Origin of the sequence: Burkholderia cenocepacia, assembly GCF_900446215.1 — a bacterium.
Classification (GTDB): domain Bacteria; phylum Pseudomonadota; class Gammaproteobacteria; order Burkholderiales; family Burkholderiaceae; genus Burkholderia; species Burkholderia cenocepacia.
The window spans coordinates 165,986-178,385 of sequence record NZ_UAQZ01000012.1 but is presented as its reverse complement, the minus strand read 5'-3'; the positions used below and the strand labels follow the sequence as shown (position 1 = coordinate 178,385).

Here is a 12,400-nt window from a genome sequence, read left to right as displayed (position 1 = left end):
CGGTATTTCGCCGAATGAATCGTCGATTGCCCGTTTTTTGACCTGCGCCAACCGGACAGGATACGCAGCGCGGTCCGCCCGACCGCCGCCCCGTTGGCTTTTCCCAACGGCCCGTCGGACGGCCTCCCGCAATCCCTTGCCAGGCTTGGCTGCCACGTTTTTTGTTTCGCATGCCCGACCGACTTGTTTCCGCCACGCTCGCGCTTCGCGACGACGGCACGCTCGTTTCGCCCGAGTTCGGCACGCTCCATCGCGGCGCATCCGGCACGCTCGCACACGCGCATCGCGCGTTCGTCGCGGGCAACGGGCTGCCCGCGCGCTGGCAGCGCCGCCGAACGTTCACAATCGTCACGACGGGATTCGGCGCGGGCGCCGGCTTCCTCGCCGCATGGGCCGCGTGGCGCGGCGATCCTGAGCGCTGCGAACGGCTGCACGTCGTCGCGGTCGAACCGCACCCGTTGTCGCGCGACGACCTGCGCCGCGCGGTGTCGCATATGGTTGCAGACACAACCATATCGGCAGACGTAGACGCATTGATCGATGCATGGCCGATGCTGGTGCCGGGCCTGCACCGGCTCGAATTCGACGCAGGGCGCGTGGTGCTCACGCTCGCGTTCGGCGATGCGATCGAGCTGTCGAAGAAGCTCGTCGCGCGCGCCGATGCATTTTTTCTCGATGGCGCCGCGGCGTCGAGCGACGGAATTCGCGCGCTCGCAAAAATGGCCGGCGAGCACGCAACGTTTGCGACGCATGCAACGTCCGATGCCGTGAAACACGCGCTCGGCGAGACAGGTTTCACGTTCCGCGAAGTCGACGGTCGTCTCGTCGGCGAATATGCGCCACGCTGGCGCGCGCGCCGGCACGAACCGCCGCATGCATTGCCCGTTGCAGTACGCCGCGCGATCGTGATCGGCGCGGGCCTCGCGGGCTGCGCGGTGGTCGAACGTCTGGCCGCGCGCGGCTGGGACGTCACGTTGATCGAGCGGCACGAACGAATCGCGCGCGACGCGTCGGGCAATCCGGCCGGCGTTTTCCATCCGTTGATGACGCGCGACGACAACGTCGCGAGCCGGCTCACGCGCGGCGGCTTCCTGCACGCGATCGCACGCTGGCGAGCCCTCGAACGTGCGGGCCATGCCTTCGCACGCAGCACGCGGGGGATGATCCATCTCGCCGAATCGGCCGACGATTTCGCGCGGATGCGCGACGCGTTCGATGCCTTCGGTGCGCCGTCCGACTACGTGACGCTGCTCGACGCCGATGCCGCGCGTGCGCACCTGAACCTGCCGGTCGCGCATGGCGGGCTGCTGTTTCCGCACGGCGGCGCCGTCTGGCCGGCCGGGCTGTGCGCCGCGCAATGCACGGCGGCCGGCGAGCGTGTGCGCCTGCTTGCGTCCACCCGCGTCGCGCGGCTCGAGCGGCGGGACGACATCTGGCATGCGCTCGACGAGACGGGCGCCACGCTGGCCGACGCGCCCGTCGTCGTGCTCGCGAACGCGGGCGACGCCGCGCGCCTTGCCGGATTGCAGCACGTCGCGCTGCAACCGGTGCGCGGCCAGCTCACGCTGCTGCCGCCGGGCACGACGGCGCCGCTGCCGTGCCCGGCGATCGGCGACGGCTACGCGATCCCGCTCGACGACGGCACGCTGCTGATCGGCGCCACCTTCGAGCCGGACGACACCGATCCCGCGATGCGCGCGGCCGGCCACGCCGAAAGCCTCGAGCGCGTGCGGCGCCTGCTGCCGGGCCTGATCGGCGAGTGGCCGGATCCCGCCACGCTGCGCGGCCGCGTGGCGTTCCGCTGGGTCGTCGGCGATCGCCTGCCGCTCGTCGGCCCGCTCGCCGACGAAGCGCAGGCCGTTGCGAACGCACGCGCGCTGGGCGGTGCGCAGGCGCGCGACCTGCCGCGCATGCCGGGCCTCTACGGTGCATTCGGCTTCGGTTCGCGCGGGCTCGTGTGGGCGGCGCTCGGCGCCGAACTGATCGCGTCGCAACTCGAAGGCGAACCCTGGCCGCTCGAGCGCGAGCTCGCCGACGCGATCGATCCCGCCCGCTTCCTGATCCGCGCACTGCGCGCCCGCCGTGTCGGTTCGACCGGCTGACCGGTCGCACGCCTACGTCACAGTTTCCCGATTTTTCCGCGCAAGGTTATCCACGCGATGCTGTGGATAACCGCGCGGAATCCGCGCGCACTTCGTGTGCAATCACAGTGTACGTAAACTGGGCAACTCGGCACAGCTGTGCAGCGGCCCGAAAGTTGCTCAACTCAAATGTCTGTGCACGAACAGCCTGTGCAACCGGTTATGGTTTCGCCAACACCTTGATCTGCCAGCGTAAACCGGAGTTATCCACAGAACTGTGCGTCCTTTGTTAACTTCTACTACGTATATATACAAGTAAACCTTTGAAACCAAAGACCTGCGGTGCCGCACAGCGCCGCGAGTCGATTCAATCGGTTCCGGAGCGAAAAAGCTGTGGCACAATCGGTTTCCTTCGCGTTCGTTCGGCCAGGCGCCGGACATGCTTCAATGGAACGGTCGGCACGATTTCGAATCAGAATCCTCGAGACTGCGCAGTCCGTTCACACACCAGGCCGACAATCCAGATCGGCAACCTGAACGACGTTCCGCCCTGTGGTGGAACAGGCGGACCCCATGTACCGCCGTCGTCGAGCACAACAATCACATTCGGGGCGATACCCAGCCGGCGCGCATCCATTCCTGTCGCTTGACCCCGCGTCGCTGGCGGTTGCTTCCAAAGGAGAAGTCACCACGATGAAGTCGGCGTTCTCATTCCTGCCCAACTGGCCGCTTACGCCGGATGCCGTGTTCTGGGCCGGGCTCGCGCTGTTCGCAGCCGGCCTGTGCGGCGAGCTGTGCTATCGCGCGTGGCGCCTGCCGCGCATCACCGGCTATGCCGTGATCGGCCTGATCGCCGGTTCGTTCGGATTCGGCGTGATCGACGCGAGCACCGACGAAACCTCGCGGCTGCTGATGGACGTCGCGCTCGGCCTGCTGCTGTTCGAACTCGGCAGCCGCCTCGACCTGCGCTGGATCCGGCGCAATCCGTGGCTCGTCGCGTCGAGTCTCGCGGAAGCCACGCTGACCTTCGTGCTCGTGCTGTTCGTGATGCTCGCGCTCGGCGTATCGGGCATGGTCGCGCTGGTGCTGTCGGCGATCGCGATCGCGACGTCGCCGTCGATGGTGATCCAGCTCAAGACCGAACTGCGCGCGGAAGGGCAGGTATCGCAACGCCTGATCACGCTCACCGCGCTCAACAGCGTGTATGCGATCGTGCTGACCAAGCTCGTCACGAGCTGGCTGCACCAAGAAGCGTACGGCAACGTGTTCGCGACGATCCTGCAGCCGCTCTACCTGCTCGCCGGTTCGTTCATCGTCGCGTATCTCGTCGCGCGTTCGTGCAATTACCTGTTCCGTCACATGACCGCGACGATGCGCGACGAGCATTCGTTCGTCGCGCTGTTCGGGCTCGTGATGCTGGCGATCGCCGTCGCGCAGGCGCTGAAGCTGTCGACGCTGCTCACGCTGCTGCTCGCCGGCATCATCGTGAAGAACCTCGAAGCACGGCCGCAACTGTGGCCCGAGCATTTCGGCACGGCCGGCTGGCTGCTGACGGTGGTGCTGTTCGTGCTGACGCTCACGTCGTTCACGTGGGGCGACATCGCGCTCGGCGGGCTGCTCGCGATCGTGCTGATCGTCACGCGGCTCGTCGCGAAGCTGGCCGGCGTCGTCGCGTTCGCGAAGCCGAGCGGCCTCGGGATGAAGCAGGGCGTCGCGCTCGGCATCGCGCTCACGCCGATGTCCGCGCTGTCGTACCTGCTCGTCGACGATACCTACCAGCTTTATCCGAATTTCGACCCGCACCTGCGCGCGATCGTGATGTGCTCGATCGTGATCCTGCAGCTCGTCAGCCCGTTCGTCGTCTATCGCTGCCTGTCGGCGGTCGGCGAACGCAGCGACGGCAACTGATTCCGGAACCTGCCATGGCACTCGAAACCTTCGTCAATTCCGAACCGTTCACGTTCGGCGTCGAACTGGAGATCCAGGTCGTCAACACGCACAACTACGACCTGACCAAAGCGGCATCCGACCTGATGCGCCTGATCCAGGGCGAGACCTTTCCGGGCAACATCACGCCGGAAATCACCGAAAGCATGATCGAGCTGTCGACCGGCATCTGCCATTCGCACGAGCAGGCCGTCAGCGAGCTGCATGCGATCCGCGACGTGCTCGTGAAGGCGGCCGACCAGCTCAACGTCGGGCTGGCCGGTGGCGGCACGCATGCGTTCCAGCAATGGAGCGACCGGCAGATCTACGATGCGCCGCGCTTCCAGTACATCTCCGAGCTGTACGGCTATCTCGCGAAACAGTTCACCGTGTTCGGCCAGCACGTGCACATCGGCTGTCCCGATCCCGACAGCGCGCTGTTCCTGCTGCACTCGATGTCGCGCTTCATTCCGCACTTCATCGCGTTGTCCGCGTCGTCGCCGTTCGTGCAGAACGTCGACACGGGCTTCCATTCGGCACGCCTGAATTCGGTGTTCGCGTTCCCGCTGTCGGGCCGCGCGCCGTTCGTGCTCACCTGGGACAGCTTCGAGGAGTACTTCACGAAGATGGTGAACACGGGCGTCGTCAACTCGATGAAGGACTTCTACTGGGACATCCGGCCGAAGCCCGGCTACGGCACGATCGAGGTGCGCGTGATGGACACGCCGCTGTCGGTCGATCGCGCCGCGGCGATCGCCTGCTACATCCAGACGCTCGCGCGTTACCTGCTGACCGACCGGCCGCTGAAGCTGTCGGAGGACGACTATCTGGTCTACACGTTCAACCGTTTCGAAGCGTGCCGCTTCGGGCTCGAAGGCACCTGCGTGAATCCTCAGACGGGCGAGCGCCGCACGATCGCGGAAGACATCCTCGACACGCTCGACCGGATCGCGCCGCATGCGGCCGCGCTGGGCTCGCGCGCGGCGCTCGACGAAATCGGTGCGCTCGCGAAGGCGCGCGTGAACGACGCATCGTGGTTGAGAACCGTTTTCAAACAGGAAAAATCGCTGAACGAGACGGTCCGGCAGCAGTGCTTACGTTGGCGTGAGTGAAAAAATGTTTTGCAGATTGCAGGATCGACCGAACCGGGATTCGCTGAACGGCGCTCGGCGCCGTGTCCCGCCGAAATCGTTGCCAGGCGTCCTCAAAATCTGTGGATAACCCGATATTCCACTGCAAAGTCAACGCTCTGCAGGCGGGATAACCCGGTGGACCATTACCATGCGGCCGATGGCCGATTCGAACAGGACAATGCCGGCGCGCCCCGTTTTGTGGGCGCGCGACATTGCGCGCACAACGAAAAATGACGGTTATCCAGTGATTTTCCACAGAATGCAGGGGATAACTTAGCTGTGCGATTTTCCGCTCTCGCTTAGAATGTCGGCTTTGCGGACACCGGAACGACGCGTGTCTCTCCGGTCGCCGCGAACGCGACCGCCGCGTGTGCCTCGCGACGGCCGTGCTGACGCACTCGAGAGAGTGTGTCTGTTTTGAGATAGACATTCGATCTCCACACTACGGCTGCTCGGCAATCCGGGCGGCGGCAAAGCGAAAAGACTATGAGCGAAGGCGTTTACGGGAACCAGGCTGCGGGACGTGTGACCCACAGCTTGCTGCGGTTGAGCACGGCCATGCGGAGCGAGGCATGGGATTGGGCGGAAGGCGCTGGCCTCACGCCGACGCAGGGCGAGATTCTCGTGCTGCTGCTGCAGCGCAAGGGCCCGATGCGGCTCGGCGAGATCGCACGCGAGACGCAGCTCACCGCGGCCACCACGAGCGATGCGGTCAGCACGCTCGAGACGAAGGGGCTCGTCGAGAAGCGCCGTGCGCTGGACGACGGCCGCGCGCTGGCCGTGCGCCTGTCGGCGCGTGGCCGCACGGCCGCGAAGAAGGCGCTGCAATGGCCTGAATTCCTGACGAAAGCGGTCGGCAAGCTCGGCGCGGACGAGCAGGGCACGCTGTATCGCGCGCTGCTGAAGACGCTGCGCGAGCTGCAAGTGGCCGGTGCGACGCCGCCGCAGCGCATGTGCCTCACGTGCACGCATTTCCAGCCGGGCAAGCCGTCGAAGAAGACCGTGCATCACTGCGCGGCGCTCGACATCGCGATGTCCGACAGCGATCTGCGTCTCGACTGCTCGGTGCAGGAAGAAGCCGACGCGGCGACGCAGAAGAAGACCTGGAAGATTTTCGCAGGCTGACGTCCGTCGATCGACCGGGAGGCCGATGATGAACGCTGAAGTCGTGGCGATCCGCCACGTGCATTTCGAGGATCTCGGGAGCTTCGAGCAGGTGCTCGGCGAACGCGGTCGACGGGTGCGCTATGTCGATGTCGGATCGTCGCGGGTCGAGGTGCTGGACGTGCTCGAGCCGTCGCTGTTGGTCGTGCTCGGCGGGCCGCTCAGCGTGTACGACGATGCGCAGTATCCGACGATCGCGCCGCTGCTGGCGCTCGTGCGCCAGCGTATCGACGCGGGATTGCCGATCCTCGGTATCTGCCTCGGCGCGCAGTTCATCGCGCGGGCACTCGGCGCGCGCGTCTATCCGGCCGCGCAGCACGAACTCGGCTGGGCGCCGCTGACGCTCACCGACGCCGGCCGTGCATCGCCGCTGCGCCATCTCGATGGCGCGACGACGTCGATGCTGCACTGGCATGGCGATACGTTCGACCTGCCGGGCGGTGCGATCCATCTCGCGTCGACGCCGGCCTGCCGCCACCAGGCCTTCGCCTGGGGGCAGCACGTGCTGGCGCTGCAATGTCATCCCGAGATCCGCACCGATCGCTTCGAACCGTGGCTGATCGCGAACGCCGGCGAAATCGCCGCGACGCCCGGCGTCGACGCGCGCCAGCTGCGTGCCGATACCGCGCAGCACGGGCCCGTGCTCGAGGCGGCCGCACGGCGCATGTTCGCGGAGTGGCTCGGCAGCGTCGGGCTCTGACGTCGCGGGCGGCTCCGCCCGCTGCACAGGTTCGGCCCGACCCGCATCCGTTGCGGGCCGGCGCCTCGCCGTACATCGCGCATTCCGCGCACTGCCGGCGCCTGGCCGGCCGTACCTGACCATCCGCTTACTGCCGATCGCGCCATCTGCACGCTTCAGGCGTGCGTGCTACGCTCGTCCGCTCTTCCCCTTTCCTGACGAGCGGCTTCCATGACTGCGCTGTTTTCTCCGTTCACGCTGCGCGGCGTGACCCTTCCGAACCGGATCGTGATTTCCCCGATGTGCCAGTACTCGGCCGAACGCGGCGAAGCGACCGACTGGCACATGATTCACCTCGGCCATCTCGCGCTGTCGGGCGCGGGGCTGCTGTGCATCGAGGCGACCGCGGTGGAACCCGACGGGCGCATCACGCATGGCGACCTCGGCCTGTGGGACGACGTGACCGAAGCCGCGCTGAAGCCGGTGCTCGCCGCGATCCGCAAGCATTCGCCGGTCCGTATCGCGATGCAGTTGTCGCATGCGGGGCGCAAGGCGTCGAGCGCGGCGCCCTGGGAGGGCGGCCAGCTCGTGCCGGTCGCCGATGGCGGCTGGTTGCCGCATGGACCGTCGGCCGTGCCGCACAAGGACGGCGAGACGCCGCCGCTCGCGCTCGATGCCGCGGGCCTGAACCGCATCCGCGAAGCCTTCGCGGCGTCGGCGAAGCGTGCCGCGCGGCTCGGCATCGATGCGATCGAAGTACACGCGGCGCACGGCTACCTGCTGCATCAGTTCCTGTCGCCGCTCGCGAATCAGCGCACCGACGAATACGGCGGCTCGCGCGACAACCGGATGCGGTTTCCGCTCGAGATTTTCGAGATCGTGCGCGCGGCGTTTCCGGAAGACCAGCCGGTCGGCGTGCGCGTGTCCGCGACCGACTGGGTCGAAGGCGGCTGGGAGCTCGACGATACGATCGCGTTCGCGCACGAACTGAAGCGCCGCGGCTGCGACTGGATCGACGTGTCGTCCGGCGGCGTGTCGCCGCTGCAGAAGATTCCGCTGTCGCCCGGCTACCAGGTGCCGTTCGCGCAGGCCGTGAAGCGCGCGGTCGGCATGCCGACGATCGCGGTCGGGCTGATCAACGAGCCCGCGCACGCGAACCGGCTGATCGAGGCCGGCGATGCCGATTTCGTCGCGATGGCGCGCGCGATGCTGTACGACCCGCGCTGGCCGTGGCACGCGGCGGCCGAGCTCGGCGCGCAGGTGACGGCGCCGCCGCAATACTGGCGCTCGCAGCCGCGCGAGCACAAGGCGCTGTTCGGCGACGTCGCATTTGGCCAGCGCTGAGGACATCGCGCAATATTGCGCGCGATGTTGAACGAAGCAATCTTGAACGTGTAGGATGCGGGTGATTCGCCGCATGCCCCGACGCGGCACCGACCGGTGCCGCGTTTTCGTTTTGCGCGGCGCCCGGCCGCGATCGCGGCTGCTTCCCTTCAGGTCGTCTTCACAAGGATTGGTTCGATGAGTTCACGCAGGATCGCGGTGCGCCGCTCGGGAGTACACGGCAAGGGCGTGTTCGCCGTGGCGCCGATCAAGGCCGGCGAGCGCGTAGTGGAATACAAGGGCGAGCGAATCTCGTGGAAGGAAGCGCTGCGCCGTCATCCGCACGACCCGAGCGAGCCGAACCATACGTTCTACTTCGCACTGGACGAAGGCGGCGTGATCGACGGCAAGATCGACGGCAACAGCGCGCGCTGGATCAACCATTCGTGCGCGCCGAACTGCGAAGCCGAGGAAGTCAAAGGCCGTGTGTACATCCACGCGCTGCGCGACATTGAACCGGAAGAGGAGCTGTTCTACGACTACGGCCTCGTGATCGACGCGAAGCTGACGAAGAAGCTCAAGCGCGAATACGCGTGCCACTGCGGTGCGGAGTCGTGCCGCGGCACGTTGCTCGCGACGTCCGACGAAGGCGGGAAGAAGAAAAAGAAGAAGGACAAGAAGGACGGCAAGTCGGCGTCCGGTTCGAAGGACAAGAAGCACAAGAAGTGATGCAGGCGGCAGCGCATCGCGCGCTGTCGTTGTCGTTTCAGCCGACGGTTGCCGCATCGTGGCGGCCCGTCATTCGCTTTCCGTCTTACCGTTCCTGTTCCGGCGGGCTGCCCGGTCGACGGGCACGCGGTTGCCCGCCGAAGATCGCGCCGCTCAGTGCGTCGGCGCCGCGGCCGGCGTTTCGCTGGCCGGCTTCTCCGTACGCGCGGCGAGCGGCACCCGCACCACGAAGCGCGAGCCGCCTTCCGGTGCATCCTCGTACGACACGGTGCCGCCGTGCATCGCGATGATGTCGTGCACGATCGCGAGCCCGAGCCCGGCGCCCGTCTCGACGCCATTGCCGCTCTGCGCGTCGCCACGGAAGAAGCGCTTGAACAGGTCGGCCTGCTGGTTCGCGGGCACGCCGGGGCCGTTGTCCTCGACGACGATCTCGGCGGCCGGCTGGTTGCCCTCGAGCGCGGCACGCGCGACGTTCACCGTGATCCGCGCGCCGTCCGGCCGCGCGAGCGGCACGTACTTCAGCGCATTGTCGAGCAGGTTCGCGATCACCTCGCGCAGCAGCACCGGGTTGCCGCGCACGATCAGCTTCTCGTCGTCGCCCGGGTCGTCGCTGCGCTGGAAGCCGAGGTCGACATGCGACGCGAGCGCGCGCGGCACCCATTCGGCGCCCGTCTCGAACGCCATCGCCGCGAGGTCGACGTCGACGAAGCGCGCGGCCTGTTCGCCCGGCTCGGCACGCGCGAGCGACAGCAGCTGATTGGACAGCCGCACCGCGCGGTCGGCGGCCGCGCGCAGCTCGCGTACCGCGGCGAAGGTCTGGTGCGGGTCGCGCGCGACGGCCGCCTGCTCGGCATGCAGCTTCACCGCGGTGAGCGGCGTGCGCAACTGGTGCGCGGCGTCGGCGATGAACTTGCGCTGCGCGTCGAGCGCGGTCTTCAGACGGCCGAGCAGCGCGTTCATCGCGCTCGTCAGCGGCCGGATCTCCAGCGGCACGTCGGTTTCGTCGACCGGCTCCAGTGACGTGTGGGTCTGCCGGTTCAGCGAATCCGCGAGATGCGTGAGCGGGCCGAGCTGCTGGTTCACGACGCGCCACACGATCCCCCAGCCCGCGAGCAGCAGCAGGAGCAGCGGCATCATGATCGCGACGAGGAATTCGGCCGCGATCCGGTAGCGGTGCCGCACCGGCTGCGCGACTTCGACGACCATCGGCTTGCCGCCCTCGACGTCGTCGACGCGCACCTGCGCGACCCGCACCGCGCGATTGTCGTACTCGGCCTCGAACACGTACGCATGGTGCATGCGGCGCACGTTGATGCCCTGCAGCGGCAGTTTCGGATCGCCGGCGAGTTCCTGTTCGCCGTCGCTGATCCGGTAGATCAGCGCTTCGGCCGGATCGGAGAACATCGCCTGCGCGAGCGGCGGCACCGTGAACGGCGCGTCGGGGCCGGCGATCTGGATCTGTTTGGAGATGGCGGTCGCGAGATCGGCGAGCGAGCGGTCGATCACGTGCTGCGTGTACTGCCACGCGAGCCAGTAGGCGATCAGGCCACTCATCAGCGCGAGCATCGACAGCGGGGCGGCGAGGCGCCGGAGCAGCGAGCGGCGCAGGCTGGTGGTCACAGCCGGATCAGGAGACATTTCGACGGGCAAATGGATGAGCGCCGCTCACGGGGAGCGGCGCGGTCGTGCGCCGGGCGGCGACGCGCAAGCCGCACACAGGCGCGCCGCGGCACGCGGCCGGCCGGCGCGCGGCGTCGCTCAGACGCTCGCCGTCTGGCGGATTTCCTGCAGCAGGTAGCCGAAGCCGCGCACGGTGACGATTTCGACCCGGCACTGCTCGAGTTTCTTGCGCACGCGGTGCACGTAGACTTCGATCGCGGTGTCGCCGAGATCGCCGCCGAAGTGCGTGAGGTGATCCTGCAACTGCGCCTTGCTGACGACGCGGCCGTGACGCAGCAGCAGCATTTCGAGCACCGCGAATTCGCGCGGCGACAGTTCGAGCGGCTTGTCGTCGTTGAAGATGCGGCGGTCGACGCCCGACAGGCGGACGCCGCCGAGCGACACTTCCGGACGCGGCATGTCGCTGTGCGGGCCGCTGCGGCGCATCACCGCGCGGATGCGCGCTTCGAGCTCGGCCGGCTCGAACGGCTTGAGCATGTAGTCGTCGGCGCCGGAGTTCAGGCCCTGGATCCGGTCGTTCAGCTCGTCGCGCGCGGTCAGCACGATCACGGGCGTGTGGCGGTTGGTCTGGCGGAAGCGCGTGAGCAGCGTCATTCCGTCGATGCCCGGCAGGCCGAGGTCGAGGATCACGAGTTCGTGGCGGTTCTGTGCCAGCGCCTGTTCGGCAAAGATGCCGTCATGCACCATGTCGACGGTGAAGCCAGCCTGCTCGAGGCTGCTCTGGATACCGCGTGCGATGGGGCGGTCGTCTTCGATCAGAAGGAGTCGCATGAAGTTCGCTCAAGTACAATGGGTTGGCGGTTCAGGCACGCGGACAGCACGACGCCGTTTCCACAGGGGCGCCGCCTCGCCTGACATCAAGCATGGCGGCCAGCGAACGATTAGATCCAATCATGTCCGATATTTCGATCCACGACCTAGAAGCCGCGATCAATTTCTGGCGCGCCCGCTCGCCGTCGAGCGGCGACGAACTCAAACTCTGCGAAGAGGCCAGCGCGCTTTCCAAGCCGTATGCGCTGCTGATTGTACAGCGCGAAAGCGCGCTGCAACTGGAAGGTTTGGACCCCAAGGCACGGAAAGCGTACGAGACTTACGTGCGCCTTAAGGATGGCTTGGAAAGCTGAAGGCTTTCGCTGAGTACATCCTAGAAAACGTTCATCGAAATGAAAAGTTGACGCGCCGCGCACCGAAAGACGCGCGGCGGTAGAGGCGGGACTCAGGCGCCGGGTTGCGCGTGCGTCGCGGCGCCGTCGATGAAACGCGCGAGTTCGATGTCGCGTTCGGTGAGGCCGTCGGCATCGTGGGTCGACAGCGTGACGTCGACACGGTTGTACACGTTGAACCATTCCGGATGGTGGTTCATCTCCTGCGCCTTGATCGCGACGCGCGTCATGAAGCCGAATGCCTCGTTGAAATCGGCGAAGCGCAGGCGGCGCTGAATCGCGTCGCGGCCCGGCACGGCGGTCCAGTGCGGCAGGCCTTCGAGCCGGGTCTTGCGTTCTTCGGATGTGAGCTTGTGGATCATCTTGCACCTCTCGTTCGGTAACCGCGCCCGCACGCGGCTGCACCGCGCGGCGAGGCCGGCATCGTTCATTGTTTCATAGTTGCGGAAAGGGCGACGGGTGGGCGGCGACGGGCCGCTGGCCGCGGGCGGTCGGCGCCGCGGTGTCGCGGCGCCTGGTGCG

The 12,400-nt window shown here is 67.0% G+C and carries 11 protein-coding genes; 8 read left to right on the top strand and 3 right to left on the bottom strand.

Going from position 1 to position 12,400, the window contains the following annotated elements; all coding sequences use genetic code 11:
• The first annotated feature begins 170 nt into the window (after positions 1-170).
• From mnmC to DTA15_RS18090, 7 genes are all read left to right on the top strand, one after another.
• The gene (gene mnmC, locus DTA15_RS18130; protein WP_006489986.1) at positions 171-2,102 is read left to right on the top strand and encodes a bifunctional tRNA (5-methylaminomethyl-2-thiouridine)(34)-methyltransferase MnmC2/FAD-dependent 5-carboxymethylaminomethyl-2-thiouridine(34) oxidoreductase MnmC1; all 1,932 of its coding nucleotides are present in this window, start codon (positions 171-173) and stop codon (positions 2,100-2,102) included.
• Positions 2,103-2,774: 672 nt separating this feature from the next.
• Positions 2,775-3,989: a cation:proton antiporter gene (locus DTA15_RS18115; protein ID WP_006490002.1), complete on the top strand. Its 1,215-nt coding sequence runs from the start codon at positions 2,775-2,777 to the stop codon at positions 3,987-3,989.
• Positions 3,990-4,003: 14 nt separating this feature from the next.
• Positions 4,004-5,119 carry a YbdK family carboxylate-amine ligase gene (locus DTA15_RS18110; protein WP_006490006.1) on the top strand — a complete coding sequence of 372 codons (1,116 nt, stop codon included), beginning with the start codon at positions 4,004-4,006 and terminating at the stop codon, positions 5,117-5,119.
• 507 nt (positions 5,120-5,626) lie between these two features.
• On the top strand, positions 5,627-6,265 hold the full coding sequence (locus DTA15_RS18105; RefSeq protein WP_006489994.1) for a MarR family winged helix-turn-helix transcriptional regulator: 639 nt from the start codon (positions 5,627-5,629) through the stop codon (positions 6,263-6,265).
• A 28-nt stretch (positions 6,266-6,293) separates the two neighbouring features.
• The gene (locus tag DTA15_RS18100; protein WP_012492236.1) at positions 6,294-7,004 is read left to right on the top strand and encodes a glutamine amidotransferase; all 711 of its coding nucleotides are present in this window, start codon (positions 6,294-6,296) and stop codon (positions 7,002-7,004) included.
• Between the two features lie 210 nt (positions 7,005-7,214).
• On the top strand, positions 7,215-8,327 hold the full coding sequence (locus DTA15_RS18095; protein ID WP_006490000.1) for an NADH:flavin oxidoreductase/NADH oxidase: 1,113 nt from the start codon (positions 7,215-7,217) through the stop codon (positions 8,325-8,327).
• A gap of 177 nt (positions 8,328-8,504) precedes the next feature.
• A complete protein-coding gene (locus tag DTA15_RS18090) occupies positions 8,505-9,035 on the top strand; it encodes an SET domain-containing protein (protein WP_006491632.1) in 531 nt (176 codons plus the stop codon).
• A gap of 153 nt (positions 9,036-9,188) precedes the next feature.
• Here DTA15_RS18090 and DTA15_RS18085 read toward each other — a convergent pair whose 3' ends face one another.
• On the bottom strand, positions 9,189-10,673 hold the full coding sequence (locus DTA15_RS18085; RefSeq protein WP_012492237.1) for a sensor histidine kinase: 1,485 nt from the start codon (positions 10,671-10,673) through the stop codon (positions 9,189-9,191).
• Between the two features lie 120 nt (positions 10,674-10,793).
• Entirely contained in the window at positions 10,794-11,486 is a 693-nt protein-coding gene (locus DTA15_RS18080; protein ID WP_006401494.1) for a response regulator, read from the bottom strand.
• A 122-nt stretch (positions 11,487-11,608) separates the two neighbouring features.
• On the opposite strand from DTA15_RS18080, the gene DTA15_RS18075 reads away from it, so the two are divergent.
• Positions 11,609-11,839 (top strand): DUF3717 domain-containing protein, encoded by a 231-nt coding sequence (locus tag DTA15_RS18075; protein WP_006401493.1) that lies wholly within the window; start codon positions 11,609-11,611, stop codon positions 11,837-11,839.
• A 92-nt stretch (positions 11,840-11,931) separates the two neighbouring features.
• On the opposite strand, the gene DTA15_RS18070 is transcribed toward DTA15_RS18075, so the two are convergent.
• The gene (locus tag DTA15_RS18070; protein ID WP_256604844.1) at positions 11,932-12,309 is read right to left on the bottom strand and encodes a 4a-hydroxytetrahydrobiopterin dehydratase; all 378 of its coding nucleotides are present in this window, start codon (positions 12,307-12,309) and stop codon (positions 11,932-11,934) included.
• Between the last annotated feature and the right edge of the window lie 91 nt (positions 12,310-12,400).

What these genes read in the sequence shown, in the direction of transcription:
- mnmC (WP_006489986.1), top strand. Translation starts at nt 171, where the DNA reads ATGCCCGACCGACTTGTTTCCGCCACGCTCGCGCTTCGCGACGACGGC.
- DTA15_RS18115 (WP_006490002.1), top strand. Translation starts at nt 2,775, where the DNA reads ATGAAGTCGGCGTTCTCATTCCTGCCCAACTGGCCGCTTACGCCGGAT.
- DTA15_RS18110 (WP_006490006.1), top strand. Translation starts at nt 4,004, where the DNA reads ATGGCACTCGAAACCTTCGTCAATTCCGAACCGTTCACGTTCGGCGTC.
- DTA15_RS18105 (WP_006489994.1), top strand. Translation starts at nt 5,627, where the DNA reads ATGAGCGAAGGCGTTTACGGGAACCAGGCTGCGGGACGTGTGACCCAC.
- DTA15_RS18100 (WP_012492236.1), top strand. Translation starts at nt 6,294, where the DNA reads ATGAACGCTGAAGTCGTGGCGATCCGCCACGTGCATTTCGAGGATCTC.
- DTA15_RS18095 (WP_006490000.1), top strand. Translation starts at nt 7,215, where the DNA reads ATGACTGCGCTGTTTTCTCCGTTCACGCTGCGCGGCGTGACCCTTCCG.
- DTA15_RS18090 (WP_006491632.1), top strand. Translation starts at nt 8,505, where the DNA reads ATGAGTTCACGCAGGATCGCGGTGCGCCGCTCGGGAGTACACGGCAAG.
- DTA15_RS18085 (WP_012492237.1), bottom strand. Translation starts at nt 10,673, where the DNA reads ATGTCTCCTGATCCGGCTGTGACCACCAGCCTGCGCCGCTCGCTGCTC.
- DTA15_RS18080 (WP_006401494.1), bottom strand. Translation starts at nt 11,486, where the DNA reads ATGCGACTCCTTCTGATCGAAGACGACCGCCCCATCGCACGCGGTATC.
- DTA15_RS18075 (WP_006401493.1), top strand. Translation starts at nt 11,609, where the DNA reads ATGTCCGATATTTCGATCCACGACCTAGAAGCCGCGATCAATTTCTGG.
- DTA15_RS18070 (WP_256604844.1), bottom strand. Translation starts at nt 12,309, where the DNA reads ATGAACGATGCCGGCCTCGCCGCGCGGTGCAGCCGCGTGCGGGCGCGG.